The organism is Nonomuraea sp. NPDC059194 (assembly GCF_042754765.1).
Taxonomy (GTDB): domain Bacteria; phylum Actinomycetota; class Actinomycetes; order Streptosporangiales; family Streptosporangiaceae; genus Nonomuraea.
Genome location: NZ_JBHZBH010000001.1, coordinates 286,448 through 310,940, shown reverse-complemented (window position 1 = coordinate 310,940; position 24,493 = coordinate 286,448). Strand labels below are relative to the sequence as shown.

Below are 24,493 nucleotides of genomic sequence, written 5' to 3'. Positions count from 1 at the left end.
ACATATCGGGACGCATCATCGCAGGCCATAGCCATTGCAACTGTCCCACGGTGTCCCATCTCCATCGTCATGGCAAGCCCGTTCGGCTGTTATTGAGTCACGCCCTGAGGGACGGGGCGCCGAACAGAAAATAAGAGGAGCAACCACCATGCAGAGCCGTATGCAGAACCCCGCGTTCATCCTGCCGAACGCGATGCAGTCCATCCAGGAGCTCTTCAAGGCAGTGCACGCCGGTGGGGTCGACGGTCAGACGATGGAGCTGGTGCATCTGCGGGTCAGCCAGATCAACGGCTGCAGCTCCTGCGTCGACGCGGGCGCCAAGTCCGCTCGCAAGGCCGGGGTGAGCGAGGAGCGGCTGGCCACGGTCGTCGCCTGGCGGGTGACCCCGTACTTCACCGAGGAGGAGCGGGCGGCGCTCGAGCTGGCCGAGGCCGCGACGCGGCTGGCCGACCGGGCCGACGCGGTGAGCGACGAGGTCTGGGACAGGGCCGCCACCTACTACGACGAGAAGCAGCTGGCCGCGATCGTTCTGATGATCGGTGTCACCAACCTGTTCAACCGGCTCAACGCCACCACCCGGCAGATCGCCGGCGCCTGGGGCTGAGCAGAGCCCGCCTCTGGTAAAGACTGTCATCCCTACCAAGACTCGCAAACAAGGAGATTTCACCATGACCGAGACGCAGAAGGCCGCCCAGAAGTTCGACGGATTCTCCGACGACGAGCGAGCCGCGATGAAGGAGCACTCCAAGGAGCTGAAGAAGGCCGCGCGCCGCGACGCGACCAAGGCCGACGCGGAGCGGGACGTGCTCGAGAAGATCGCCGAGATGAAGGAAGAGGACCGCGTCCTGGCCGAGCGGATCCACGCCATCGTCAAGGAGAGCGCGCCGACCCTGTCACCGAAGCTCTGGTACGGCATGCCGTCGTATGCCAGGGACGGCAAGGTCGTCTGCTTCTTCCAGAGCGCGGAGAAGTTCAAGGCGAGGTACGCGACCCTCGGCTTCAACGACTCGGCGAGCCTCGACGACGGCACCATGTGGCCGACCGCCTTCGCTGTGACGGAGTTGACCGCCGACGACGAGGCGAGGATCGCCGAACTCGTGAAGCGCGCGGCAGGCTGACCGCTCGCTGGCCGTCATGGCAGAACCCCGCTGTTCCAGGTGCGGGGTTCGCCGTCACCGTCAGCGCCGAGTGGGCCGGCGGAACCGCCCCTCCGGCCGAAATGGGACCGGATAATGACCACACGAATTCAGTCTGCGGACTCACGGCTCAGCGCCCCCGATGAATCGGGGGCGCTGAGCCGTTTTCCCAACACGGACCCAACACCAGCCCAACAGCGGCCTCCTACGGTGGGTGCGTCGGAACCTCGCGCCCGAGGTCGACACCACCTGCTACGGAATGAGGTCGGATGGTCCGCCGGAAAGTCGCCGCCACGTTGGCCGCATTGACCCTCGCCACCGGGGTCGTCGGCTCAGGCTCGCCCGCCGCCGCTGATGCCGGAAGTAACCTGCACAACTGCCCCATCGGCTATTTCTGCATCTATTCCAGTGTCGGGCAGGTCAACCGGGTCATGCTCTGGGAAGGGAACTGGAACTACAACTCAACCGGGATCGGAAACATCCGGTCCGTGTTCAACAACGGCACGGAGGGTGGGAGAGACCACGTGCTGGCGAACTACACCTACCGTTACGAAGGCAAGAACTACAATCGCACCGACTGTTTCCATGTCGCCACACCAGACAGGCCATGGGACGGCGAGAGGTCGTGGTATTTCAACGTCACCATTCACAGCGTGTTGTGGACGTACGCCAGCCACTCCCTGTGTGACGGTTAAGATCGGGTGGTGGACGACGACACCGCACCGGTGCACGCCCAGCTCGTGGCCGTCGCCGACGAGTGGGCGGCCGCGATCGTCTCCAACGACGCCGCCCGGATCGCCGCCTTCATGGCCGACGAATGGGTGATCGTCTCGGAGTCGGGCCTCACCTCGAAGCGGGACTTCCTCTCGCTCGTCGAGTCGGGAGAGCTGACGCACTCGGCCATGACTCTCGTGAACCAGCCCAGGGTCAGGGTCTACGGCGACACCGCGATTCTCACGGGACGGATCACGAACACGGCCCACCACCTGGGCCGACGCTACGACGCCGACGAGTGGACGACCGACGTGTTCGTGAAGCGGGATGGGCGCTGGTTGTGCGTCCTGAGCCAGATCACGGCCGCGGCCCCCGCGTGATCCCCGGCGTCATCCGGACGACCACGCGGTGGCCTGTGCTCTCACACGTCTGCTGGATGACCTGAGAGCTGCTCGGGAACTCAGATATTCATATGCAGGAGACGAGGGTCGCGAGCATCCGACTGAGAAATCGCGCACCCAGGTGCGTGATCAGAGTAAACCCGGCGGTTCACTCGGCGAGTGTTGCGTGTAGGGGGCGCGGTGCCGCTCGGCGCGTTTGTGGCATGCAGGCGCCTTGGGCGGAGCGATCAAGTTACGCGGCGTGAGTGTCCGTGCCGCGCAAGATATACAGGTCGTCCCCGAACACTGCTGAAACCTGGATCTGTCCGCCCAGTGCCTGCACGTAGCGGGCGATGGCCTCGATGGTGGATACCTCGCCGCGCTCGATCTGCGAGACCCGACTCTTGGTCACGCCCATGCGGTCGGCCACGTCCGTCTGAGTCAGGCCTAGGGTCTTGCGACGCTCAGCCAGCCGGTAGCCGTCGATATAGGCCTGAGTGTGCCGTCGCGTCTCGATTACGGCTTCCTCACCGCCGGAATTCGCGACGATGTCGGCGCGGATGTCGCTCCACTTGGGAAAGTTAGTCACCGGTCTTCTCCTCGGCCTCGCGTTCTGTCAGGTACTCCGCAACTCTTCCGCGCGGGGGATGGCTCTGCGATACCAGCCGGACCAGTCGCCGGACTTGTCGCCGCCGATCAGCAGGATGGCCGAGCGCCATGGATCGAAAACGAACAAGATCCGAATCTCCGAGCGGCCAGCCGAGCCGGGACGGAGTTCCTTGAGGTTGTGGATTCGCGAGGCTTCGAGCTTGTCCACCAGCGGGCGACCCAATCCGGGACCGGCCTCGGCCAGTCGGTCGATGGCGTCGACGACCTGGATCCGGGACGGCTCGTCCAGGGCGTAGATCCATTGGCGGATCTCGTTGGTGACTCGGATCTCCCACTCGTCCACAATCGGAAGTGTAGCAAATCCTTCACCTCGGCAAGTGGTGACGAGTGCGGCGGCGCGGGACTCCGTCCAGGGGCGGAGCCGGTGGCGAGCACCTCGATCGGATCGGGCGTCGACTGGGTGGGAATGGGGCTGACCGATGAGCGCTACCCTGACCACCGTGAATCCTCCCGCCCGCGCCCTCGAGCGGCGCATCCGCGACACCCTTGACCGGCTGGAGCGCGACGTCGACGCCTGGTTCGCCACCGCCGACCCGGACGGCCTGCCGTACCTGGTGCCGCTGTCGTTCCTGTGGGACGGCCAGGCCATGCTCATCTCCACCGCCAGGACCAACCCGACGGCCAGGTTCCTGGAAGCCACCGGCAAGGTCAGGGTGGCGCTCGGCCCCACCCGCGACGTCGTCCTGATCGACGCCGAGGTGCGCGAGGTGATACCGGCCGCCGAGATCCCGGTCGAGGTCGGCGATGCCTTCGCGGCCAAGGCGGGCTTCGACCCGCGCAAGCAGCGGGGCGCGTACCCCTACTTCCGTATCGTCCCGCTCCAGGTGCAGGCCTGGCGCGAGGTGAACGAGCTCGCCGAGCGCGATCTCATGATCGACGGCAGGTGGCTCGGCACTCCAGAACCTGGGCTCAGTTTCCCTTCGTGACAGCCTCGGTGAGCTTCTCGGCCGACTCCCCGAGGAGGTCGATCTCGGGAAGGTCGGATTCCGGCATGACCAGATCCTGCGGCGGTGGCTCGACGGTCACCCTGGCACCCCAGCCGGTGAACCGCTGGTCGGAGCTGATGCCCAGCTCGTAGTTGTCGTTCGTCTGCTGCGAGGCCCTGGTGGTCAGCCGGGTCACCCTGCCCTTGGCGTCGAACCACAGCGCCCAGGTGACCTTCTCGCCCCGATCTCCGGTCAAGCGGGAAGACGAGCCAGGGATCTTGGAGCTGTAGATGACGCCCTTGGCCGCACGGGGGCTCCGGGAGGAGGCGGTGGCGAGCAGCGCTTCCAGCGTGCCGGGCCGGAAGAGATCGACCTCGAGAGCCCCGGGATGGTCCCCGGGCCACTCGTGGCGAACCCACTTCTTGTCCAGCGGAAGCCTGCCGACGAGCTGACCGCCCGAGGTGTACGTCACGCCCTTGACCCTGGTGAACAGGGTAGGAAAGCGAAAGTCCTCGGTCAGGGCCTCGGGGACGGCCATCGCAATGTGGAACCTGATGGTGTCGTCGACGTCCGTGAGCCACCCCTTGCGGAACCCGGTGACGCCGTCGGCCCGGATGGTGGCGAAGAGCTTGCCGTCGCCCAACAGCCGGGTGGTCGACGAGACCGTGACGCCTCTGCCGGGCATGACCTGCGCCTCGAGGGCTCTGACCGGATCGGGCGTGGGAGCCGGCTGGGCGGGGCCGGCGATGGCGAGTGCGAGAGCGATGAGGAACGGCTGCACGAGGGGTCCTTGCTGGGTGGAGAGGACGTCGACCGGCCTGCGGCGGACAACCCCGCAGGCCGGTCAGGACACGCGGTTAGGGCTTGACCTCGGTGAGGACATCGGGGATGCCGGGAGTGGGCGCGTCCTCACCCAGCTCCTTGGCATCGACCACCTGGGCCGACGGCGGAGCGACGATGGAGACCTTGGCGCCCCACCCGCTGAACCGGGATTCCTGGGACATCTCCAGGGTCACTCCCCGCATCGGGACGGCCATCTTGGCGCTGACCCTGGTCACCAGCCCCTTGGAGTTGATCCAGAGCGCCCAGGTGATCTTCTTGGCGTCGATGACGTTGCCGCCCGCGCGGAAGGTGCGCGAAACCGAGCGCAGCTTCGCGGCGCTGATCGTGCCCTTCGCCACACCGTTGCGGTAGGAGGAGGCGCCGGCCAGGAGCGTCTTGAGCGTGGCGGGCTCGAAGATGTTGACGAACGTCCCGTCGCCGCTGTTGGCGGTGGTGGCGCCCGGGTAACGCACCCACGTCTTACCGTCGGGCAGGACGTCGGCCACCATGCTGCCGGACAGGTAGGTCTTGCCCTTGACGCTGATCGCCCGGGTGGGCTTGGCCAGGGCCGCGTACATGGTCCGGGTCTCATCGTCGAGCAGCGACTTCAGGGTGGGGTCGATCTGCACCTTGAAGCTGCTGTCGGAGGCCGCAGGACCGCTCCGGTCGAAGCCGATCTTGCCGTTCTCCCGCGTGGTGATCAGCGTCTCTCCCGAGCCGCCCATGCGGACGATGCTGGAGAACGTGACGCCCTTGCCGGAGACGAACTGGGCCTTGAGCGCCTTGACCGGGTCGGCCTTGGGCGCTGCCGCCTGAGCGGGGACGGCGGTGATCAGCGCGACGCCTGTCGTTAAGGCGAGGCCGATGATGGTTCGCTTCATGTGTGTTTCCTTTAAGAGGGGGCGAAGATCTTCTCACCTGGAGGTCACGAGCCCATCTCGCAATGCGGGATTGTCGGGCGGAACGTTATCGAGATCGATCACCTGGTCGGCGGAGGCCGCCGACAGGACGAGCATGCCGGCGAGCCTCCCAGTCGAAGATCACGAAAAGCGGGAGGCGGTGCGCACGGTTGGTGAAGGTTCGGTGCAGGCAGCAAGAAGCCCGGCACCCACAGCGGGGTGCCGGGCTGACAACGATGAGCTAGCTGGCGGCCTCGGTGAGGACGCTGGGCAGCTCGGGCACCTCGGTGTCGAGGTCGGCCGCGTCGACGACCTCCTCCTCCGGCGGAGCCGTGATGGTGACCTTGGAACCCCAGTCACTGAACCTGGTGTCGGCGGTCATGCTCATCACGCCCAGCAGCCCGAAGTCCAGCTTCGCCACGCTCGTCACCCGGGTCACGAGCTGCTTGGAGTTCACGGTGATCGCGTAGGCGACCTTCACCTTGCCGATCTTGCCGGGCAGCTTGACGCCGCCGGAGGCCCTGCTGAGGTCGTTGAGGCTGATCGCGCCCTTGTAGACGCCGCCGCGGACGCTCTTGGCCCCCTTCAGGACGGTCTTGAGCACCGACCCGTCGAAGATGTTGATCAGCTGGCTGCCTGACAGGGTGGCGTCGGGCGCGCCGACGACGCGTACCCACTTCTTGCCCTCGGGCAGGTCGCGGCCGTAGAGGCCGCCCTTGGCGTAGGTCTGGCCGTTGACGCTGATGTACCTGGTGGGGCTGAACAGGGCGGCGAACTCGTCGTCGTCCGAGACCTTCGGGCCGCCCTTGGTACGGCGGGTCAGGTCGGAGGCGACGACGCCCTTCTTGCCGAACGCGAGCACGCCGGTCATGCGGCCGACGCCGCCGGTCGGCTTGCCGTCCGTGAGCATGGTGGTGGTCTCGGAGACCTTGACGCCCTTGCCGGCGACGAACTGCTTCTTCAGCGCCTCGACCGGGTTCTTCGGCGCGGCGGAGAACGCGAATGCGGGGGTGGCGACCGCGACCGCGGATACGGTGAGCGCGGTGGCGGCGATCAAACGCCTCATGTCTGTGTGTGCCCCTTCGGTCAGATGTGCGGGACATCCTAGATCGCTAAAGGGGACAATCGGGCGGTTTGCCACACATTGGTATGGCTCGCAAGCGATATCTATGACCCAATGACCTGGGCAGGTCAAGCTTGGGACTAGGCTTCCATGGCGGAAACGCCCGGCACACGGGGTGGGCCCGGGCCGTCGTACATACCCAGGAGAAGGACGGACCCTCGTGGACCTGTTCGAACATCAGGCGAAGGAACTCTTCGCGGACTACGGCATCCCGGTGCCGCGCGGCATCGTCGCGCACACCGTGGAGGAGGTGCGTGCGGCTGCCGAGCAGCTGACCGGCCGGGTTGTCGTCAAGGCCCAGGTCAAGACCGGGGGTCGCGGCAAGGCCGGCGGCGTCAAGGTCGCCGACGACGCGGCCGACGCCGTCGCGAAGGCCACCGACATCCTCGGCATGGACATCAAGGGCCACACGGTCCACAGGGTGCTCGTGGAGGAGGCCAGCGCGATCGCCGAGGAGTACTACTTCTCCTTCCTGCTCGACCGTGCGAACCGTACCTTCCTGGCGATCTGCTCCGCCGCCGGCGGCATGGACATCGAAGAGGTCGCTCACAGCGCGCCCGAGAAGGTCGCCAAGGTGCCGGTCTCGGCGCTGACCGGCGTCGACCGCGCCAAGGCGCGCGAGATCGCCGTCGCCGGCGGCCTGCCCGAGCAGTCGCTGGACGGCGCGGCCGAGCTCATCGAGAAGCTGTGGTGCTGCTTCGTCGACGAGGACGCCTCCCTCGTCGAGGTCAACCCGATGATCCTGTCGGCCGACGGCCAGGTGAAGGCCCTCGACGGCAAGGTCACGCTCGACGAGAACGCCTCCTTCCGCCAGACCGACCACGAGAAGTTCGCCGACAAGGCCGCCGAGGACCCGCTCGAGGCCGCGGCCAAGGCGAAGGACCTCAACTACGTCAAGCTCGACGGCAACGTCGGCATCATCGGCAACGGCGCGGGCCTGGTCATGTCCACCCTCGACGTCGTCGCCTACGCGGGTGAGGCCTTCCCCGGCAAGCCCAAGCCCGCCAACTTCCTCGACATCGGCGGCGGCGCCAGCGCCGAGGTCATGGCCGCGGGCCTGGAGATCATCATCTCCGACCCCGCCGTGAAGTCGATCTTCGTGAACGTCTTCGGCGGCATCACCGCCTGCGACGCGGTCGCCAACGGCATCGTCTCGGCGTTCAAGCTGCTGGAGGAGCGCGGCGAGGCCGTGACCCGCCCGCTGGTCGTCCGCCTCGACGGCAACAACGCCCTGCTGGGGCGCCAGATCCTGCACGACGCCGCGCTGAAGGGCGTCGAGCTGGTTGACACGATGGACGACGCGGCCAAGCGCGCCGCCGAACTCGCTGCGGTAGGTGCGTAATGGCTATCTGGCTGACCGAGAACAGCAAGATCATTGTTCAGGGCATGACCGGCGGTGAGGGCACCAAGCACGCCAAGCGCATGCTCGCCTCCGGCGCCAGGGTCGTCGGCGGCGTCAACGCTCGCAAGGCCGGCACCACCCACCTCGACCTGCCGGTCTTCGGCACCGTCAAGGAGGCCATGGAGCAGACCGGAGCCGACGTCTCCGTCGTCTTCGTGCCCCCGGCCTTCACCAAGGACGCGGTCATCGAGGCCGTCGACGCGGGCATCCCGCTCTGCGTGGTCATCACCGAGGGCGTGCCCGTCCACGACACGACCGCCTTCTGGGCCCACGCGGTCGCCAAGGGCAACAAGACCCGCATCATCGGCCCGAACTGCCCCGGCATCGCCTCGCCCGGCGCGTCCAACGCGGGCATCATCCCGGCCGACATCACCACCGCGGGCCGCATCGGCCTGGTGTCGAAGTCGGGCACGCTGACCTACCAGCTCATGTACGAGCTGCGCGACTTCGGCTTCTCCACCGCCGTCGGCATCGGTGGCGACCCGGTCATCGGCACCACGCACATCGACGCGCTCCAGTCCTTCCAGGAGGACCCGGGCACCGACGCGATCGTGATGATCGGCGAGATCGGCGGCGACGCCGAGGAGCGGGCCGCGGCCTACATCGAGCAGCACGTGACCAAGCCGGTCGTGGCCTACGTGGCGGGCTTCACCGCCCCCGAGGGCAAGACGATGGGCCACGCGGGCGCGATCGTGTCCGGCTCGGCCGGCACCGCGCAGGCGAAGAAGGAGGCGCTGGAGAAGGTCGGCGTCCGCGTCGGCAAGACGCCCTCCGAGACCGCCCGGCTGATGCGCGAGATCATGCAGTCCCGCTAGATCTCCGTTTTCATCCTGTACGGCAAGACACGGAACGGCCACCGGGGTCACCTGGTGGCCGTTCCGTCTTCCACGGCACGCGAGCCGACTTCGGTGCTCGCCGTTACGTCAGGGTTCTTGGCCGACTTCTTCGAGACGTGTGGTCGCCGTCCCCGCGGGCTCTTTCCGCGGGCACGTGTACAGGATGAATGACGACTCCCGGCGCGGCTGTGGGGTTCTTGACCGAAAACTTGAGAACATCGAGCACTGTGACGGCCCTTCTCGACCACCTGCGGACAGCCCCCCGGACGGTTCTGAGCAAGATCTCCGGAGATGACGACGAGACGAGGCGGCCGCTGCCCGTCTCAGGGATGCTCGCGGCGGCGGCCACGCTGGGCGTCGGGCTGGCGGTGCTCATCACCCTCACCCTGGTCGGCTGGATCGCCGCCCCCAGGGGCGCGCTCGGCGCGGGCCTGCCAGGCGTGTTCCGCACGGCCGCGCAGATCTGGCTGGCCGCGCACCACGCCGGGTTCTCCTGGTCGGGCGGGCAGCTCGGGCTGCTGCCGCTGGGGCTCATGGTGCTGCCGGCCGTGCTGCTGTTCAAGGCGGCCATGTGGATGGCGCGCGACGCCGACCTGCGGTTGCGGCTGCCCGCGCGGCTGCCGAAGAACAGCCCCAAGGAGCAGGCGGGCGCTCGGCGCAAGGCCCAGCTCGTGCTGGTCGCGCAGGCGGGGGTCTCGCTGGCGGCGCCGTACGCGCTGCTGGCCGGGCTGATCGCGCTGGTGGCCAGGAACGAGATCACCCAGCCCTTCATCGGCGAGGCGCTGCTCAGCCACTTCCTGCTGGCGTTCGTCGCGGGCGCGCTGGCCACCGCGCGCACGATCGGCCCCTGGCGGTCGATGCTGCGGCTGCTGCCCGAGCGGGTGCGCGCCGTCACGGTCGGCACGGCCGTCGCCGTCGCCCTGCTGCTGGTGGCGGGCCTGGCGCTGGTGCTGGTGGCGATCGCGATCAACTTCCCGCAGGTGCGCGAGCTGACCGACGGCCTGACCCCGGGGTTCGTCGGCGGGCTGCTGCTCCTGCTGGTCCAGCTCCTGTATCTGCTGAACGCCGTCATCTGGGGGCTGGCCTACATCGCGGGGCCCGGCTTCGCGGTCGGCACCGGCACGCTGGTCGCGCCGACGGGCGTGCAGCTCGGCTACGTGCCGACGCTGCCGCTGCTGGGCGCGCTGCCCGACAGTGGGCCCGTGCCAGGCCCCATGATGGCGGTGATCGCGCTGCCGTTCGCGGCGGGCGCCGTCGCGGGAGTGGTCGTCGCCAGGGTCGCGCCCTCGCCGTCGTACGAGGCGGCGCCGCTGTGGGGGTTCGTCACCGGTATCACCACCGGGCTCGCCGCCGGGCTGCTCGCGGCGCTGTCGGGCGGGCCGATCGGCGGGGCCAGGTTGGCCGTCGTCGGTCCTTCGCCGTGGGAGGTGGCGCTGTCGGTCTGCCTGGAGGTCGGCGTCGCCGCCGGGATCTCGGCGGGGCTGGCCAACTGGTGGCTGCTCTACCAGGGCGCGCGCGGCAAGGGCCCGATCGCGCGCAAGCTCGACACGGCGCGCAAAGCCGGCGCGGTGATCGCGAAGGCGGCCAGCAAGGTCGGGTTCGCCGAGTCAGAAGGGCGCGCCCTACCGGGCCACTGGATGGACGCCACGGAGGCCGACACCCAGCCCATCCCGGTCATCCGCGACGACTGGCAGGACGAGCACGCCTCGGCGGCGGCCGAGACCCTGTCACAGGCCGAACCGCGGCGGCCGGAGCCGCCGCGACCGCCCCGCCGCGACATCGTGGACGAATCCGACGACCGCGGCGGCAAAGTCATCTACCTCGACCCCTACGCGTGGGACCGCGACGAGAGTTAGCCCACCGTGCCAAGGAAGTCGAGCACGCCGGGCGGGAGCTTGGCCGCGGCCGCGTCCCTGAACTCGGCGAAGCACGCGCTCTTCGCCGAGTTCGTGCCCGCGCCCTTGAGGCACTCCTGGTAGACGGAGTATTCGTCCATCAGATAGAGCTGCATCGCCGTGGCGGCGGCCGAGAGCAGCAGCGAAATCGTGGCGACCACGATGCCGCCCACCACCACTCCTGTGGACCTGCCGGCGCCGCGCAGCAGCGGCAGCGCCCTGAATCCCGCGACCAAGGCGAAGATCGCCATGACCAGGCCGGCGAGCGGGAGCATGAACGTCATAGCCAGCGCCGCGATGGCCAGCCATATCGCCCTGCGGCTCGCGGAGTCCACGAGCTGCTGGTCGCCCGGCGCCTGCACCGGTGTCGTCACCTGACCTCCTCAACGTTGCCGGACGAGGAACAGATACCCTGGCAGCCCCACCCGAGCATGTGAATGGAGTGCGCCTGTGTCCCAGGCAGGTCGGCTAGTGGTTCTCGTCTCCGGCTCTGGAACCAACCTACAGGCCCTTCTGGATGCCTCAGCAGACCCGTCGTACGGTGCGACGGTCGTGGCGGTCGGCGCGGACCGCGACGGCATCGAAGGGCTGGCCAGGGCCGAGCGTGCGGGCGTGCCGACGTTCGTGGAGAAGCTCTCCTCGTACGGCTCCCGCGCCGACTGGGACACCGCCATCGCCGCCCGCATCGCCGCCTACCAGCCCGACCTGGTGGTCTCGGCGGGATTCATGAAGATCCTCGGTGAGCCTTCGCTCGGCGCCTTCCCCGTGCTCAACACCCACCCCGCGCTGTTGCCGTCCTTCCCCGGAGCCCACGGCGTGCGCGACGCGCTCGCCCACGGCGTCAAAGTGACCGGCTGCACGGTGATGCTGGCCGACGCGGGCGTCGACACCGGGCCCATCATCGCTCAGGAGGCGGTGCGCGTCTTCGACGAAGACGACGAGCACCTGCTCCACGAGCGCATCAAGACCGTCGAACGAGGGCTGCTCGTCGACACCGTCGGCAGGATGGTCCGCGAGGGCTGGACCGTCGCCGGCCGTACCGTCCGCCTCGGATCAGGAGGAGAACAGAAGTGACCGGCAGCGAGGGCGCTTTCCAGCCCGACACCCGCATCGCCATCAGGCGCGCGTTGATCGCGGTGTACGACAAGTCCGGGCTCGAAGAGCTGGCCCGCGCGCTCGACGCCGCGGGAGTGGAGATCGTCTCGACCGGCGGCACGGCGGCCGCGATCGCCTCCTTCGGCGTGGCGGTCACCAAGGTCGAGCAGCTGACCGGCTTCCCCGAGTGCCTGGACGGCAGGGTCAAGACCCTCCACCCGCGCGTCCACGCGGGCCTGCTGGCCGACCTGACCAAGGAGCACCACGTCGCCCAGCTCGCCGAGCTGGAGATCGACCCGTTCCAGCTGGTCGTGGTCAACCTCTACCCGTTCCAGCAGACCGTGGCCTCGGGGGCGTCCGACGCCGAGTGCGTCGAGCAGATCGACATCGGCGGGCCCGCCATGATCCGCGGCGCCGCCAAGAACCACGCCACCTGCGCCGTCGTCGTCGACACCGGCTCCTACGGCGAGATCTACCAGGCGCTCGACCAGGGCGGCTTCACCCTCGACGAGCGCAGGCGCCTGGCGGGAGACGCCTACGCGCACACCGCCGCCTACGACGTGGCCGTGGCCAACTGGTTCGCCTCGGCCTACACCGGCGACCAGCGCTTCACCGGCACCGCCGGGCAGCTCAAGAGCGTCCTGCGCTACGGCGAGAACCCCCACCAGCGGGCCTCCCTGTACGTCACGGAGGAAGGCGGCCTCGCCAACGCCGAGCAGCTGCACGGCAAGGAGATGTCCTACAACAACTACCTCGACGCCGACGCCGCGTGGCGGGCCGCCTGGGACTTCGACGCCCCCTGCGTGGCGATCATCAAGCACCAGAACCCGTGCGGCATCGCCGTCGGCGCCGACGTCGCCGACGCCCACCGCAAGGCCCACGCGTGCGACCCCGTGTCGGCCTACGGCGGGGTCATCGCGGTCAACGGGGAGGTGACCGTCGAGCTGGCCAGGCAGATCGCGGAGGTGTTCACCGAGGTGGTGGTCGCGCCCGCGTTCGCTCCTGAGGCGCTGGCCGTACTCACCGAGAAGAAGAACCTGCGCCTGCTGCGCTGCGGGCAGCAGCCGGGCAACGCCACCGAGTTCCGCAGGATCGACGGCGGCCTGCTCGTGCAGAGCGCCGACAGGATCGACGCGCAGGGCGACGCGCCGGCGAACTGGGAGCTCAAGGCGGGCGCCGCGGCCTCGCCCGAGCTGCTGGCCGAGCTCGACTTCGCGTGGCGGGCCTCCAGGTCGGTGAAGTCCAACGCGATCGTGCTGGCCGCCGGGGGCGCGACGGTCGGCGTCGGCATGGGGCAGGTCAACCGGGTCGACTCCTGCCGTCTCGCGGTCACCCGCGCGGCGGACAGGGCGGCGGGGTCGGTGGCGGCCTCCGACGCCTTCTTCCCGTTCGCCGACGGGCCGGAGGTGCTCATCGCGGCGGGTGTGAAGGCGATCGTCGAGCCCGGCGGGTCGATCAGGGACGACGAGGTCATCGCGGCGTGCGAGAAGGCGGGCGTGACCCTGTACTTCACGGGGACGCGGCACTTCTTCCACTGATCCGCTGGTACGGCTACCGCTCCCCGGCGGGCAGCGGTAGCCGTTCGCGGAAGCTCTTCCCCTCCTCTCGCCGCGGCCGACGGGAGGGGAGGTGAAGGCGCGTGGGCAGGGGACAGTGGCGGGAGGGACAGACGTCAACCGCGACGACCATGCTCGGCCGCCGGTTAAGGTGTGTCCTCTGTCTGGTTCTTCCCTCGGAGTCCGCATATGCCGATGCTCGACATGATCCTGCAGGTGTTCGTGGCCATGAACGGGTTCTCCACGAGCCCGGTCGTTCTCCTGGTGCTGGCCTTCGTCGGCGCCTACCTGGGCACGAAGATCGTAGAGGTCATCCCCTACACCCGGCGGATCATCGAGCGTCGTGAGGCTCAGGCGGCGGAGCGGCAGTAGGGCGTTCCGCCGCCCCCTCGGTCGCCCGCTCTGTCGTTCACGCCCGCTCTGTTGTCCATGCCAGCTTGGCGGCTCCGGCCAGCGCGGCCTGGACGCCCAGCCGGGAGCGGCGGATCTCGACGCGTTTGACGAAGTCGAGTCCGGCCAGCTCGTTCATCGCGCGCTGGAGCGGGTCGAAGAGGATGGGGCCCGCGTTGGCAACGCCGCCACCGATGACCACGTGCGTCACCTCGACCGCCGCCGCCGTTGAGACGATCATCGCGGCCAGCGCGCGGGCACCCCGCTCGAACGCCGCCACCGCCACAGGGTGACCGGCCGCCGCATCCCTGGCCAACATCGCCCCATCCGGCACCACGCCGCCCCCGGCCCCGGCCCGGCCCGACGCCGCCTTTCCGGCTCCGGCCCCTCCTGACCCCGCCTCTCCAGCCCTCGGCACTCCGGACCGCGGGTTGGTGGAGTCGGGGGGCGCGGGGGTCCAGCCGTTTTCGGTGGCCCAGCGGACCAGGTTGGGGCCGCTGGCGTACCGTTCGACGCAGCCCCGGCTGCCGCACGCGCAGGGGTCGCCGTCGGGGTTGACGGTCATGTGCCCGACATGTCCGGCGTTGCCGGTGGGGCCGAGCAGCGGCGCCCCGTCGATCACCAGCCCGCCGCCGATGCCCGTCGACACCACGATGCCCAGCATCGACCGGCTCTCCCCGCCGGTGCCGAGCCAGTGCTCGCCCAGCGCGAAGCACTGCGCGTCGCCCGCCAGCACGGTCGGCAGCCCGGTGAGCTCCCGCACCCGTTCTCTCAGCGGGAAGCCGCGCCAGGTGACGATGTTGACCGGGCTGACGGTTCCGGCGGCCAGGTCGAGCGGGCCCGCGCAGCCGATCCCGACCGCGACGGGTGCCGGGCCCTCGGCCATCACCTCGGTGATGAGCCTGGCCAGAGCGTCGAAGACGTCCTCGCGGGGCGTGGGACGGGTGGCCGACCGCAGGACGGTTCCTGAGCGGTCGACGAGGGCCGCGGCGAGCTTGGTGCCGCCGATGTCAATGGCGAGTACGCAGGTCATCAGTGTTTGTGGTGGTTGTCGGGCTGGCGGGGGTCGCCAGGATGTTCGAGGCCGGGGACGAGCTCCACCCGCGCCGCCCGCTGCACGTCCAGCCACCTGGCGAAGGCCCGCCGCCCGGCCGCCGCCACGAGCGCGGCATCCGAGGGACCCGGCGTGCTATCTGACGGGGCGGGTGCGGGTTCGGCGATGGCCACGTGCCAGCCGAGCGCGTCGCGGATCGGTCCGGCCACCATCCCGTACGGCAGGCCGCGCAGCGCCGAGGCGATCGCGGCAGGCAGCGTGTCAAGGGAGATCGCGCCGAGCGGTTCGAGGTCGTCGGCGGTGGCCGAGGCGGCGGCCCGCTCGTCGGCGAACAGCGCGTGCCGTACCAGATGGAGGGGCGAGGAAGGCGCGGGCGAGGCGGGCGACCACGCGGACGGCACCCGCGCCGAGGCGGCCACGGACCGGTGGACGGCGCGGACCCACGGGCTGCCGTTGTAGGCGGAGGCGTTGATGGAGCCCAGTTCGACGGCGGCCAGGCGGTCGAGCGGCGGGCCTTCGAGCGGCGCCAGCCCCCTGGCCAGCGCCTCCCGCTCGCACAGCACCTCGGTCAGGACGACCTGCGTCACCCAGCGGGCCATCTGCCTGTCCTCGGAGCTGCCAGGGGTCGGCAGGGCCGCGCTGAGCGGCCCTTCGCGCAGGTCGCGCAGGCGGGCGTCGAGGAGTTCGCGGGGTACGGCGTGCCCGTCGACCCGTCCGATCACCGGCGCGTGGACGTGGGTCATCGCTTCACCTCCACCTGGACGGCGGGCGCGTACTGGCACCTGCCGTACCACATGATCTTGGCCAGCGCCCACGAGCGGACCTCGGGAGCGTCGGGCGGGACCGTGACGGGGAAGGAGACGTCCGCCTCGCCGCCCGGAGCGACCTCGAAGCCCTGGATGACCGAGGGGAGCAGCTCCCAGGTGCCCCACGGGGAGGCGAGCTGGGCCTCGCCGCGGATGGTTCCCGCGGTGGTGTTGGCCAGCCGTACGGTCAGGACCGCCTGGTCGCCGGGACGCAGGGAGAGCTCGTCGGTGACGGCGGTGATCGACAGCCCGGTCGGCCTGGCTGTGGCGGCCCTGGTGCCCTGGGCCGCGGTGCCGTCGTCGGGCACGGACTCGATGGGCGCGGGCAGTTCGGGAGCCTCGCCGAGCGCGACGGTGACGGCGTCCTCGATCACCTGGCCGTCCACCTGGGTGCGGGCGGTCACGAAGTGCAGACCGTCGCCCTGGCCGGGGGTGACGGTGAAGGGGAAGCGGGCGTGGCCGCCCGGTTCGAGGCGGAAGACCCGCTGGGACGGCTCGGCGCTCCAGCCCTCGGGCAGCTCCATCGTGACCACGCCCTCGTGGGGGGCGTCCACGAGGTGGGAGGAGACGACGACGTCCACCTCGAACGGGCCCTCGGGAGTGACGAGGCCGGGGGAGGCGGCCAGGCTGACGGGCAGGTAGCCGAGCGGGGCGGGCCCCTTGTTGTGCAGCCAGTAGCGGCTGTAGACCGGCTGGGCGAGCTCGGCGGTCACGCCGAGCACCGCGTCCGACCGGTCGAGCGGCGCGGGGGCCACGAACGTGGCGACCTCGGCCCCCGCCAGGTCGAGTCCAACCGGGCCGTCAAGCGGGCGCAGGACTTCGAGCAGGTCCGAGCGGACCAGGCCGTCCAGGTCGAGCACGGGCGAGTGCAGCGAGGCAGCCGCGCCCAGCCCCGTCGACTCCGCGAGCCTGATCGTCACCCCGTCGTACGCCTCGGAGATCCCGTGCGCGAGCGGGTTGCCCGTGGCCTTCACCGTGCTGAACAGCACTTCACGCGGCGGATCCACGCGCAGCAGCGAGTGCAGCGGAGGCAGGTCGCCGTCCTGCGCGGCCAGCACGCGGGACAGCAGCGGCGTGCTGAACTCCTGTCCCGCCGCGGGCAGGCCGAGCGCGCGCCAGTCGCCGTCGCCGGCCGCCAGCGCGTAGGAGAACTCGTGCGTCCAGTGCTGCAGCTGGAACCCCGACCCGTCAGGCGTCGTACGGCGAGGCGGATCCAGCCACACGCCGGACGGCCAGCCGGTGCACGAGCGCATCAGCGACAGGTGCAGCGCCCCCGAAGGGTCGACGGCGAAGCCCGGCAGGCCGTACGTGAGCAGCGCGACCGTTCTGTCCTCCAGCTCCTCGCCCCCCACGGGGCAGGTGGCGTGGATGACCGCGCCGTCCAGCAGCAGGTCGGCAGGGTCGGTCACGATCAGCGCGGGCAGGGCGCGCACGTCGCGCAGGTCGGCGCTGGGCTGCCAGACCTCGGCCAGCGGCTTGTCCGCGGGCACCCACACCCGGCCCGCGCCTGAGGTGAGCGCGTCGAGGAAGGCGGGGTCGCTGCGCGCCAGCAGTTCGGCGGCCAGCGGGTTGGTGTCGGGGCCGCCGAGGATGATGCGCACGTCGGGCAGGTTGGAGTCGACGTCGAGCCAGCCGTACCTGGAGCCGGAGGCCGAGGAGGTGGTGGCGGTCACGCCCACCCTGGCCAGCGCCACGACCAGGTCGCGGGCTGCGGGCGCCTCCGCGTGGGAGGGGACGACGATCTCGGCCACGCCGATCGCGCGGGCACCGGCCTCGCCGAGGTCGACGCGGGCGGTGGACGACAGGCCGAACCAGGTGTTGGCGGGGTTGTCGAGGGTCCACGGGTGCTCGGCGCTGTCCACGTCGGGCAGGGCGAAGCCGCGCCCGACGACCGCGCCCGCGACGTCGGAGACGGGCAGCCCGCCCCGCACCTGGGCGGGGAAACGAACCCTGGCAAGCCGGTCGGCGCCGGAGTAGTCGAGGACGCGGGTGGCGAACTCGACCCGCTCGTCCCTGAGCGTGACGATCTGCTCGTAGGACAGGTCGCCGACCTCGCCGGTGACGATCAGGCGGGCACCGAGCGGGCTGGTCTCGGCTCTGACGGTGGCGGTGGTCGCGCCCGAGCCGGTGACCGCTCCGGTGGGCAGCAGGTGCCACGGGCCCTCGCCCATGTCGGGGTGCTGCGGGTACTCCTCGTAGAGCCGCAGCTCGTTGCCGAGGCCGGTCAGCAGCTCGCGGCCGTCGCGGGTGAGGGAGGTCAGGCCGCCGCCCTGGGCGGGATCGGCGGTGACGCGCCAGCGCCCGCTCTCGATGGTGTGACCCTCGACGGGCCGCCACGGCTCGGCCTCGCCCTCGACCACCGGGTAGGCCCGCCAGCCGAGCGCCGGGACGTCCTTGGCGAGGAAGACGTGCGTGCCGTCCTCGACGACCGAGGGGGCGTCCACCCGCAGCCCGGGCTCCAGCCGTACCCTGACCAGGCCGTCGCGGGCGAAGGACAGCGTGTTGGTGACGACGACCGAACGGCCGTCCACGGCCACCTGGCCGAGCAGCGCGTCGAGCGCGCGGTCGCGGGCGTCGGCGGCCAGGTCGTAGGCCTCGCGCCAGCCGGTGAGCAGGTCGATGTAGACCTGGTCGGACTCGGAGCCGGTGATCGCGTCGTGGTGGGCGCCGTAGGCGAGCTGCCGCCAGACCTTGTCCAGCGCCGCGTGCGGATAGCGGCCCAGGCCCAGCGCCGACGCGAACGCGGCCAGCCGTTCGGCGTCCAGCGCGGCCACCTCGGCGGCGCGCTGGGCCTGCTTGGTGTCGATGTAGGAGACGTCCTTGCCGGTGTAGACGGGGTTCATGTCGCGCGTCTGCGGGCTGAACGTCGCCGTCTCGGCCCTGACCGCCTCGAAGAAGTCGTGCGGCACCGCGCAGACGAACTTCGGCCACACGTAGTGGGCGGCCCACTCCCGGTGGATCTCCGTCACCCACTTGTTCGGCGGGGTGTAGTCGGTGCCGACGGGCAGCAGCACGTTCCTGGTGGCGGCGACCGGCTTCAGGCTCGCGAACAGCTCGTACACGGCCGTCATCGCCTCCTCCAGCGTCGCCGAGGAGTCCATCCACCAGCCCGCCGAGTAGTGCGCGGGCATGTAGTGCGTCACGACGCCCAGCCCCGACGGCGAGATCCACTCGAACTCGCTCGGGAACTGCATCAGCGTGGCGTCGTTCTTGGCCTGCTTGAAGTTCTTGCTGATCGGGCCCCACTGGTGGAACGGCCCGCGCGCCCACGCGCTGCCCGTCAGGCCCGCGGCGGCCAGGTAGCCGGGGAACTGCGGGTCGTGGCCGAACGCGTCGAGCTGCCAGGCCGTACGGGGCTCGCCGCCGAGGATGTCGCGCTGGTAGCCGATGCCGTACACGATGTTGCGGATCGTGGTCTCGGCGCCCGTGAGGTTGGTGTTGGGCTCGTTGTAGGTGCCGCCCATCAGCTCGACCCTGCCCTCGGCCATGAGGCGGCGCAGCTCGGCCCTGCGCTCGGGGTGGGTGTCGAAGAACGGCTTCAGATAGTCGATCTCGGCGAGCACGAACTTGTAGTCGGGGTCCCGTGAGGCCAGCGCCAGATGGGCCTCCACCAGCGCGAACGCGTTGCGCTCCCACAGCGGCCTGGTCGTCGCGTCGCCCGACAGCAGCTCCCACGGGCTGGTGTAGGCGGCCTGCGTGTTCCACCAGACGGGGTCGTAGTGGAAGTGCGACACCATGTGCATCGTCCAGCCGGGCTCCTCGACGGTCACCTCGGCGGCGAGCTCACCGCCGTCGGCGCTCACGCGGCAGGCGAGGGTGCTGCCCACCGGCGCGCTCACCTCCAGAGGGACCTCCACCACGACCGTGCCGTCACCCGCGGGCACGACCGCGCAGCCCGCGATCCCCTCACCGCGCACCTCGAGGTCGGCGTCACGCTCACCCTGCTCGGCGGTGACTCTGAGGACCTGGTACGGCTGCGCCTCCGTTCCTACGAACAGATCGGTCGACTCGGCGGACAACAGGCGAACGGGCACGGGGTCTCCCTCGGCGTTCCAGGGGGCTGACGCCGTCACCTTAGGACCTATCAAGATCAATGGCAACGTTGTCATACCCGGTCGCCGGGAACGGGAGATGTTGACGAAATGCCCAGAAAGGGATACGTTCCGGTAGATTTCGCGGCGACTCAGGGGAAATCCGGTGAGATGCCGGTGCGGACGCGCCACTGTATCCGGGAATACCAACCCCGGGAGCCAGGTCACCTGACCGCCGCGACCTCGACCAGCGGGACGCGTCATCCCTGAGGAGGCTTCACATGAGTGGTCTGTCCACGTCCGCAACCGCCATTCCGCTTCACCGTCTCACGCGCTGGCTGCTGGCGGTGCCCGTTCTGATGCTGCTCGCGTACCTCGTCCTGATGGACAACGGTGCGATCTCGCAGACCGGCACCTTCCTGCACGAGCTGATGCACGACGGGCGTCACCTGCTCGGCGTGCCCTGCCACTGAGGCACGGTCATGGTCAAAACCCTGGTGGTCAGGGGCCTGCTCGTAGGGCTCCTGGCCGGACTCATCGCGGGCGCCTTCGCCTTCTTCGTGGGGGAGCCGCGCGTCGACGCGGCGATCGCCCTGGAGGAGGCCGCGGCCGCCGCCGCGCCATCGGAGTCGAACAGTCACGACGCCGAGGCCGCCCCACACGACCACGGCGAAGAGGCCGTGGTCAGCAGACCGGTGCAGAAGGCCGGGCTCTTCCTCGCCACCGGCCTGTACGGCGTGGCCGTGGGCGGCATCTTCGCCCTCGTCTTCGCCGGACTGCGCGGCAGAGTCGGCCCCCGGTCGGAACCTGCGTTGGCCGTCGCCGCCGCGGCAGCCGCATTCGGGGCGATCATCCTTGTCCCCTTCCTGAAATATCCAGCCAATCCACCCGCCGTGGGCGATCCTGAAACGATCAACTCCAGGACGCTCCTCTACGTCGTGATGGTCCTGGTCGGCCTCGCCTCGATCGCGATCGCCGTCGCGGCCACCCGCAGGGTCACCGTGCCCGGCGTCTGGGCGAAGGGCCTGGTGGGCGGCGCCACCTTCCTGGTGCCGGTGATCGCCGCCTGGGCGCTCCTTCCGCGCGTGGACGAGGTGCCCGAGGGCTTCCCCGCCACGTTGCTCTGGGACTTCCGCGTGGCCTCCCTCGGCACCCAACTGGTGTTCTGGGCGGCGTTCGGGGTGTTCTTCGCGGTGGCCGGCGAACGCGCGAAGGTGCGGGTCAGCTGACCAGCGTGCTGTTCGTACGGCATGCTCTGACGGCGGGCATGCGTGGCGCGCGCTTCCCCACGGGGGAGGAACGCGCCGACCCGTCAAGCCTCGACAAGGCCCGCCGCCTGGCCCCGATGTTCACTGCGGGAACGGTGTTCGCCGGGCGAGCGGCGTTCGCCGCGCCGGGTCCGGCCGCCTGGGAAACGGCCGTCGCGCTCGGGTTCGAGCCGGTGGTCGTGCCCGAGCTGGCCGAGCCGGACCACGGCAGGTGGCGCGGCCTGCCGTACGAGGAGGTCGCGCAGGCCGACCCGGAGTCCTTCGCGCGCTGGCTCACCGACCCCGGCGCGGCACCCCACGGCGGCGAGTCGCACGCCGACGCGGCCGCCCGGGTCGTCGGCTGGCTGGAAACCCTCCGCGACGCCCCCCGCCAGGACGACCACCCGCACGACCCGAGCCCCGCCGCCTCCGACCCGAGCCCAGCCTCGTCCGGTCGGGGTCCGGCCGTGTCCGGTCGGGGTTCGGCTGCGTCCGACCAAAGCTCAGTCGCGGCCGGTCCGAGGCCGGCCGGGGGTGCTCCTGGCATTTCACGCGCCGGTGGTTCTCCCGAACGGATCGTCGTCGTGTGCGATGTGGGGGTGGTGCGGGCGGTGTTGGGGCACGCGCTCGGGACAGACCCACTTGTCGCCGCCCGTTTCGATCTCGCCCCCCTTTCTCTCACGCAGGTGTCCGCCGCCCGGGAGGGCTGGCGGATCGGGTACGTCAACCGGAAGGCCTCACCGTGACCGCCACCTATCCCTTCAGCGCCGTCGTCGGCCTGGACGACCTCAAGCTGGCGCTGGTGCTCAACGCCGTCTCTCCACGCGTGGGCGGCGTGCTCGTCAGGGGCGAGAAGGGCACGGCCAAGTCGACGATCGTCAGGGCGCTGGCCGCGCAGCTCCCACCGGTGGACGTGCTGGCCGCGTGCAGGTTCGCCTGTGAGCCGTCCGCGCCGGACCCCGAGTGTCCCGAGGGGCCGCACGAGCCGGGCGAGCAGGTGGTGACCAGGGCGGCCGCGCTGGTGGAGCTGCCGGTGGGCGCGTCGGAGGACCGGCTGGTGGGCTCGCTCGACCTGGAGCGGGCGCTGACGGAGGGGGTCAAGGCGTTCGAGCCCGGACTGCTGGCCGCCGCCCACCGGGGCGTGCTCTACGTCGACGAGGTCAACCTGCTGCACGACCATCTGGTGGATCTGCTGCTCGACGCGGCCGCGCTCGGCACCTGCTACGTCGAGCGGGAGGCCGTCTCCGTACGGCACGCGGCCAGGTTCCTGCTGGTCGGGACCATGAACCCGGAAGAGGGGGAGCTGCGGCCCCAGCTCCTCGACCGGTTCGGGCTGACGGTGGAGGTGCGCGCCTCGCGCGACCCGGCGGAACGGGCCGAGGTGGTACGGCGGCGCATGGCGCACGACGCCGACCCGCAGGCGTTCGCGGCGAGGTGGACGGGTCAGGAAGCGGAGTTGGCGGCCGGGATCGCGGCGGCCAGAGAGCGGCTGGGAGCGGTCGAGCTGCCGGACGCGCGGTTGCGCCAGATCGCGGAGGTGTGCGCGGCGTTCGAGGTGGACGGCCTGCGGGCCGACCTGGTCACGGCGAACGCCGCCGTCGCGCACGCGGCGTGGCGGGGTTCGCGGGTGGTGACGACGGAGGACGTGCGGGTGGCGGCCAGGCTGTCGCTGCCGCACCGGCGGCGGCGTGACCCGTTCGACGCGCCGGGGCTCGATGAGCGGTTGCTGGAGGACCTGCTCGCCAGGACCTCGGAGGACGAGCACCCCGACGACGACACCGACCCTGACACCCCGCCCCCGGCCGCCGACGACCCCACCGGCGACGACCCCGAAGGCGACGGCCCCGGTGGGGACGACCAAGGCGATGGTGGTTCCGGCGATGGAGATTCCAGCGAACGCGGCGAAGGCGCGCGGACAGATGGCGGGCGGGATCGCGATGCCCAGGCCGCCGATGGGGGTCCTTGGCCGGAGGGTCGCGATGGCGGGCGGGGCGACGACGCCAGGGCGGCGGACGGGGCTTCCTCGCCGTGGAGTCGTGATGGCGGGCTCCCGCAGGACGCACGACAGCCGCACGACAGCCCGCAAGGCGACGCCGCGGACCAGGAAGGCCGGGTCCAGGTGGCCGGGGTGGCGGCGCCGTACCGGGTGCCGTGGTTGAAGGTGCAGGGGCTGGGCAACGGCGCGTCCGGCAGGCGGTCCCGCGCCCGCACCCCGCACGGCCGCACCACCGGCTCCTGCGCTCCCGAAGGCCCCCTGCGCTCGGTCCACCTCACCGCCACGCTCGTCGCCGCCGCGCCGTACCAGAAGGAACGCGGTCGCACCGCCCCCGGCCTGCTCATCCGCGAGGGGGACCTGCGCGAGGCCGTGAAGGAGGGCAGGGAGGGCAACCTGGTGCTGTTCGTCGTCGACGCCAGCGGCTCGATGGCCGCGCGCAAGCGGATGACCGCCGTGAAGACCGCGGTGCTGAGCCTGCTGCTCGACGCCTACCAGCGGCGGGACAAGGTCGGCATGGTCACCTTCAGGGGCAGCGCCGCCGAGGTGGCGCTGCCGCCGACCTCGTCGGTGGAGGCGGGCGCGGCGCGGCTCCGTTCGATGCCGACCGGGGGACGCACGCCGCTGGCGGCGGGGCTGGCCAGGGCCGCCGAGGTGCTGCGCGTCGAGCGCATGCGCGACCCCGACCGCAGGCCGCTGCTGGTGGTGGTGACCGACGGCCGCGCCACCTCGGGCGGCGACGTGGAGCGGGCGGCTGCGCTGCTCACCGGTACGGCGAGCGTCGTCGTCGACTGCGAGTCCGGCCCGGTACGGCTCGGCCTGGCCGGACGCCTGGCGTCGAGGCTGCGCGCCCAGCTCATCCCGCTCGACGGGATGGACGACCTCATCCGCGACTACAGAAGGGCGAGCTGACATGCCGCAGGGCAAGCCCGAGGTCGTCCCCGACGACGGCCTCACCACCAGGCAGCGCAGGAACAGGCCGCTGCTGATGGTCCACACGGGTCCGGGGAAGGGCAAGTCGACGGCCGCGTTCGGGATGGCGCTGCGGGCGTGGAACCAGGGCTGGCCGATCGGCGTGTTCCAGTTCGTGAAGTCGGCCAAGTGGCGCATCGGCGAGGAGCGGGCGCTGCGCGTGCTCGGCGACTCGGGCGAGGGCGGTCCTGTGACCTGGCACAAGATGGGCGAAGGCTGGTCGTGGATCCAGCGGCCCGGCACGGAGGAGGACCACGCCGCCGACGCCCGCGAAGGCTGGGAGCAGATCAAGCGCGACCTGGCGGCGGAGGTCTACCGCTTCTACGTGCTCGACGAGTTCACCTACCCGCTCAAGTGGGGCTGGCTGGACCTGGACGACGTGGTGGAGACGCTGACCGGCCGTACCGGGAACCAGCATGTGGTGATCACCGGCAGGGACGCGCCGGAGAAACTGCTCGCGGCGGCCGATCTGGTGACGGAGATGGGCAAGGTCAAGCACCCCATGGACGCGGGGCAGAAGGGGCAGAAGGGCATCGAGTGGTAGTTC

General features: G+C 70.5%; 25 protein-coding genes and 1 riboswitch. Of the genes, 16 read left to right on the top strand and 9 right to left on the bottom strand.

All coding sequences use genetic code 11. The features are described 5' to 3' along the window. The first annotated feature begins 148 nt into the window (after nucleotides 1-148). The 4 genes from ACFXJ8_RS01465 (at nucleotide 149) to ACFXJ8_RS01450 (ending at nucleotide 2,230) form a co-directional block, all read left to right on the top strand. Nucleotides 149-604: a carboxymuconolactone decarboxylase family protein gene (locus ACFXJ8_RS01465; protein WP_379641827.1), complete on the top strand. Its 456-nt coding sequence runs from the start codon at nucleotides 149-151 to the stop codon at nucleotides 602-604. Between the two features lie 64 nt (nucleotides 605-668). After that, the gene (locus ACFXJ8_RS01460) at nucleotides 669-1,118 is read left to right on the top strand and encodes an iron chaperone (RefSeq protein WP_379641826.1); all 450 of its coding nucleotides are present in this window, start codon (nucleotides 669-671) and stop codon (nucleotides 1,116-1,118) included. A 287-nt stretch (nucleotides 1,119-1,405) separates the two neighbouring features. Next, nucleotides 1,406-1,831, top strand: a complete 426-nt coding sequence (locus ACFXJ8_RS01455) for a hypothetical protein (protein WP_379641825.1) — start codon at nucleotides 1,406-1,408, stop codon at nucleotides 1,829-1,831. A 9-nt stretch (nucleotides 1,832-1,840) separates the two neighbouring features. After that, nucleotides 1,841-2,230, top strand: coding sequence for a nuclear transport factor 2 family protein (locus ACFXJ8_RS01450; RefSeq protein ID WP_379641824.1), 390 nt, complete (start codon nucleotides 1,841-1,843; stop codon nucleotides 2,228-2,230). Between the two features lie 253 nt (nucleotides 2,231-2,483). On the opposite strand, the gene ACFXJ8_RS01445 is transcribed toward ACFXJ8_RS01450, so the two are convergent. Continuing rightward, nucleotides 2,484-2,819 (bottom strand): helix-turn-helix domain-containing protein, encoded by a 336-nt coding sequence (locus ACFXJ8_RS01445; protein ID WP_379641823.1) that lies wholly within the window; start codon nucleotides 2,817-2,819, stop codon nucleotides 2,484-2,486. A gap of 27 nt (nucleotides 2,820-2,846) precedes the next feature. Next, nucleotides 2,847-3,182 carry a type II toxin-antitoxin system RelE/ParE family toxin gene (locus ACFXJ8_RS01440; RefSeq protein WP_379641822.1) on the bottom strand — a complete coding sequence of 112 codons (336 nt, stop codon included), beginning with the start codon at nucleotides 3,180-3,182 and terminating at the stop codon, nucleotides 2,847-2,849. Between the two features lie 157 nt (nucleotides 3,183-3,339). Between ACFXJ8_RS01440 and ACFXJ8_RS01435 the strand changes: the two genes are divergently transcribed. Further along, the gene (locus tag ACFXJ8_RS01435; RefSeq protein WP_379641821.1) at nucleotides 3,340-3,825 is read left to right on the top strand and encodes a pyridoxamine 5'-phosphate oxidase family protein; all 486 of its coding nucleotides are present in this window, start codon (nucleotides 3,340-3,342) and stop codon (nucleotides 3,823-3,825) included. Here the strand turns inward: ACFXJ8_RS01435 and ACFXJ8_RS01430 are convergent. From ACFXJ8_RS01430 to ACFXJ8_RS01420, 3 genes are all read right to left on the bottom strand, one after another. Next, nucleotides 3,809-4,606 (bottom strand): hypothetical protein, encoded by a 798-nt coding sequence (locus tag ACFXJ8_RS01430; protein ID WP_379641820.1) that lies wholly within the window; start codon nucleotides 4,604-4,606, stop codon nucleotides 3,809-3,811. The genes ACFXJ8_RS01435 and ACFXJ8_RS01430 overlap by 17 nt on opposite strands. Nucleotides 4,607-4,682: 76 nt before the next feature. Further along, nucleotides 4,683-5,528, bottom strand: a complete 846-nt coding sequence (locus ACFXJ8_RS01425) for a hypothetical protein (RefSeq protein WP_379641819.1) — start codon at nucleotides 5,526-5,528, stop codon at nucleotides 4,683-4,685. Nucleotides 5,529-5,787: 259 nt separating this feature from the next. Beyond that, nucleotides 5,788-6,612 carry a hypothetical protein gene (locus tag ACFXJ8_RS01420; RefSeq protein WP_379641818.1) on the bottom strand — a complete coding sequence of 275 codons (825 nt, stop codon included), beginning with the start codon at nucleotides 6,610-6,612 and terminating at the stop codon, nucleotides 5,788-5,790. 217 nt (nucleotides 6,613-6,829) lie between these two features. Here ACFXJ8_RS01420 and sucC point away from each other — a divergent pair, with 217 nt between their 5' ends. The 3 genes from sucC (at nucleotide 6,830) to ACFXJ8_RS01405 (ending at nucleotide 10,763) form a co-directional block, all read left to right on the top strand. After that, nucleotides 6,830-8,011, top strand: coding sequence for an ADP-forming succinate--CoA ligase subunit beta (gene sucC, locus ACFXJ8_RS01415; protein WP_379641817.1), 1,182 nt, complete (start codon nucleotides 6,830-6,832; stop codon nucleotides 8,009-8,011). Then, nucleotides 8,011-8,886 (top strand): succinate--CoA ligase subunit alpha, encoded by an 876-nt coding sequence (gene sucD / locus ACFXJ8_RS01410; protein ID WP_379641816.1) that lies wholly within the window; start codon nucleotides 8,011-8,013, stop codon nucleotides 8,884-8,886. The genes sucC and sucD overlap by 1 nt, the downstream gene beginning before the upstream one ends. A gap of 248 nt (nucleotides 8,887-9,134) precedes the next feature. Next, on the top strand, nucleotides 9,135-10,763 hold the full coding sequence (locus ACFXJ8_RS01405) for a DUF6350 family protein (RefSeq protein WP_379641815.1): 1,629 nt from the start codon (nucleotides 9,135-9,137) through the stop codon (nucleotides 10,761-10,763). Here the strand turns inward: ACFXJ8_RS01405 and ACFXJ8_RS01400 are convergent. After that, on the bottom strand, nucleotides 10,760-11,176 hold the full coding sequence (locus ACFXJ8_RS01400) for a hypothetical protein (RefSeq protein ID WP_379641814.1): 417 nt from the start codon (nucleotides 11,174-11,176) through the stop codon (nucleotides 10,760-10,762). The genes ACFXJ8_RS01405 and ACFXJ8_RS01400 overlap by 4 nt on opposite strands. Before the next feature lie 76 nt (nucleotides 11,177-11,252). Here ACFXJ8_RS01400 and purN point away from each other — a divergent pair, with 76 nt between their 5' ends. From purN to ACFXJ8_RS01385, 3 genes are all read left to right on the top strand, one after another. Next, a complete protein-coding gene (gene purN / locus ACFXJ8_RS01395; RefSeq protein ID WP_379641813.1) occupies nucleotides 11,253-11,876 on the top strand; it encodes a phosphoribosylglycinamide formyltransferase in 624 nt (207 codons plus the stop codon). Then, entirely contained in the window at nucleotides 11,873-13,435 is a 1,563-nt protein-coding gene (purH, locus tag ACFXJ8_RS01390; RefSeq protein ID WP_379641812.1) for a bifunctional phosphoribosylaminoimidazolecarboxamide formyltransferase/IMP cyclohydrolase, read from the top strand. The genes purN and purH overlap by 4 nt, the downstream gene beginning before the upstream one ends. A 207-nt stretch (nucleotides 13,436-13,642) precedes the next feature. Continuing rightward, nucleotides 13,643-13,825, top strand: a complete 183-nt coding sequence (locus tag ACFXJ8_RS01385) for a hypothetical protein (protein ID WP_379641811.1) — start codon at nucleotides 13,643-13,645, stop codon at nucleotides 13,823-13,825. A gap of 37 nt (nucleotides 13,826-13,862) precedes the next feature. Here ACFXJ8_RS01385 and ACFXJ8_RS01380 read toward each other — a convergent pair whose 3' ends face one another. The 3 genes from ACFXJ8_RS01380 to ACFXJ8_RS01370 are packed head-to-tail and all read right to left on the bottom strand — an operon-like array spanning nucleotide 13,863 to nucleotide 19,737. Then, on the bottom strand, nucleotides 13,863-14,876 hold the full coding sequence (locus ACFXJ8_RS01380) for an ROK family protein (protein WP_379641810.1): 1,014 nt from the start codon (nucleotides 14,874-14,876) through the stop codon (nucleotides 13,863-13,865). After that, entirely contained in the window at nucleotides 14,876-15,640 is a 765-nt protein-coding gene (locus tag ACFXJ8_RS01375) for a hypothetical protein (protein WP_379641809.1), read from the bottom strand. The genes ACFXJ8_RS01380 and ACFXJ8_RS01375 overlap by 1 nt, the downstream gene beginning before the upstream one ends. Next, nucleotides 15,637-19,737, bottom strand: coding sequence for an NEW3 domain-containing protein (locus tag ACFXJ8_RS01370; RefSeq protein ID WP_379641808.1), 4,101 nt, complete (start codon nucleotides 19,735-19,737; stop codon nucleotides 15,637-15,639). The genes ACFXJ8_RS01375 and ACFXJ8_RS01370 overlap by 4 nt, the downstream gene beginning before the upstream one ends. A gap of 117 nt (nucleotides 19,738-19,854) precedes the next feature. Next, a riboswitch (cobalamin riboswitch) is annotated at nucleotides 19,855-19,985 on the top strand. Nucleotides 19,986-20,015: 30 nt separating this feature from the next. Here ACFXJ8_RS01370 and ACFXJ8_RS01365 point away from each other — a divergent pair. The 5 genes from ACFXJ8_RS01365 to cobO are packed head-to-tail and all read left to right on the top strand — an operon-like array spanning nucleotide 20,016 to nucleotide 24,490. Beyond that, a complete protein-coding gene (locus ACFXJ8_RS01365; protein WP_379641807.1) occupies nucleotides 20,016-20,207 on the top strand; it encodes a CbtB-domain containing protein in 192 nt (63 codons plus the stop codon). A 9-nt stretch (nucleotides 20,208-20,216) separates the two neighbouring features. Further along, the gene (locus ACFXJ8_RS01360; RefSeq protein ID WP_379641806.1) at nucleotides 20,217-20,963 is read left to right on the top strand and encodes a CbtA family protein; all 747 of its coding nucleotides are present in this window, start codon (nucleotides 20,217-20,219) and stop codon (nucleotides 20,961-20,963) included. Between the two features lie 5 nt (nucleotides 20,964-20,968). Beyond that, the gene (locus tag ACFXJ8_RS01355; RefSeq protein WP_379641805.1) at nucleotides 20,969-21,727 is read left to right on the top strand and encodes a histidine phosphatase family protein; all 759 of its coding nucleotides are present in this window, start codon (nucleotides 20,969-20,971) and stop codon (nucleotides 21,725-21,727) included. Further along, nucleotides 21,724-23,886 carry a VWA domain-containing protein gene (locus ACFXJ8_RS01350; RefSeq protein ID WP_379641804.1) on the top strand — a complete coding sequence of 721 codons (2,163 nt, stop codon included), beginning with the start codon at nucleotides 21,724-21,726 and terminating at the stop codon, nucleotides 23,884-23,886. The genes ACFXJ8_RS01355 and ACFXJ8_RS01350 overlap by 4 nt, the downstream gene beginning before the upstream one ends. Before the next feature lies 1 nt (nucleotide 23,887). Beyond that, nucleotides 23,888-24,490: a cob(I)yrinic acid a,c-diamide adenosyltransferase gene (gene cobO, locus ACFXJ8_RS01345; RefSeq protein WP_379641803.1), complete on the top strand. Its 603-nt coding sequence runs from the start codon at nucleotides 23,888-23,890 to the stop codon at nucleotides 24,488-24,490. Nucleotides 24,491-24,493 lie beyond the last annotated feature (3 nt).

Coding starts and splice junctions, on each gene's coding strand:
- ACFXJ8_RS01460 (WP_379641826.1), top strand. CDS start 669: ATGACCGAGACGCAGAAGGCCGCCCAGAAGTTCGACGGATTCTCCGAC.
- ACFXJ8_RS01380 (WP_379641810.1), bottom strand. CDS start 14,876: ATGACCTGCGTACTCGCCATTGACATCGGCGGCACCAAGCTCGCCGCG.
- ACFXJ8_RS01420 (WP_379641818.1), bottom strand. CDS start 6,612: ATGAGGCGTTTGATCGCCGCCACCGCGCTCACCGTATCCGCGGTCGCG.
- ACFXJ8_RS01465 (WP_379641827.1), top strand. CDS start 149: ATGCAGAGCCGTATGCAGAACCCCGCGTTCATCCTGCCGAACGCGATG.
- ACFXJ8_RS01360 (WP_379641806.1), top strand. CDS start 20,217: ATGGTCAAAACCCTGGTGGTCAGGGGCCTGCTCGTAGGGCTCCTGGCC.
- cobO (WP_379641803.1), top strand. CDS start 23,888: ATGCCGCAGGGCAAGCCCGAGGTCGTCCCCGACGACGGCCTCACCACC.
- sucD (WP_379641816.1), top strand. CDS start 8,011: ATGGCTATCTGGCTGACCGAGAACAGCAAGATCATTGTTCAGGGCATG.
- ACFXJ8_RS01365 (WP_379641807.1), top strand. CDS start 20,016: ATGAGTGGTCTGTCCACGTCCGCAACCGCCATTCCGCTTCACCGTCTC.
- ACFXJ8_RS01375 (WP_379641809.1), bottom strand. CDS start 15,640: ATGACCCACGTCCACGCGCCGGTGATCGGACGGGTCGACGGGCACGCC.
- ACFXJ8_RS01385 (WP_379641811.1), top strand. CDS start 13,643: ATGCCGATGCTCGACATGATCCTGCAGGTGTTCGTGGCCATGAACGGG.
- ACFXJ8_RS01455 (WP_379641825.1), top strand. CDS start 1,406: ATGGTCCGCCGGAAAGTCGCCGCCACGTTGGCCGCATTGACCCTCGCC.
- ACFXJ8_RS01425 (WP_379641819.1), bottom strand. CDS start 5,528: ATGAAGCGAACCATCATCGGCCTCGCCTTAACGACAGGCGTCGCGCTG.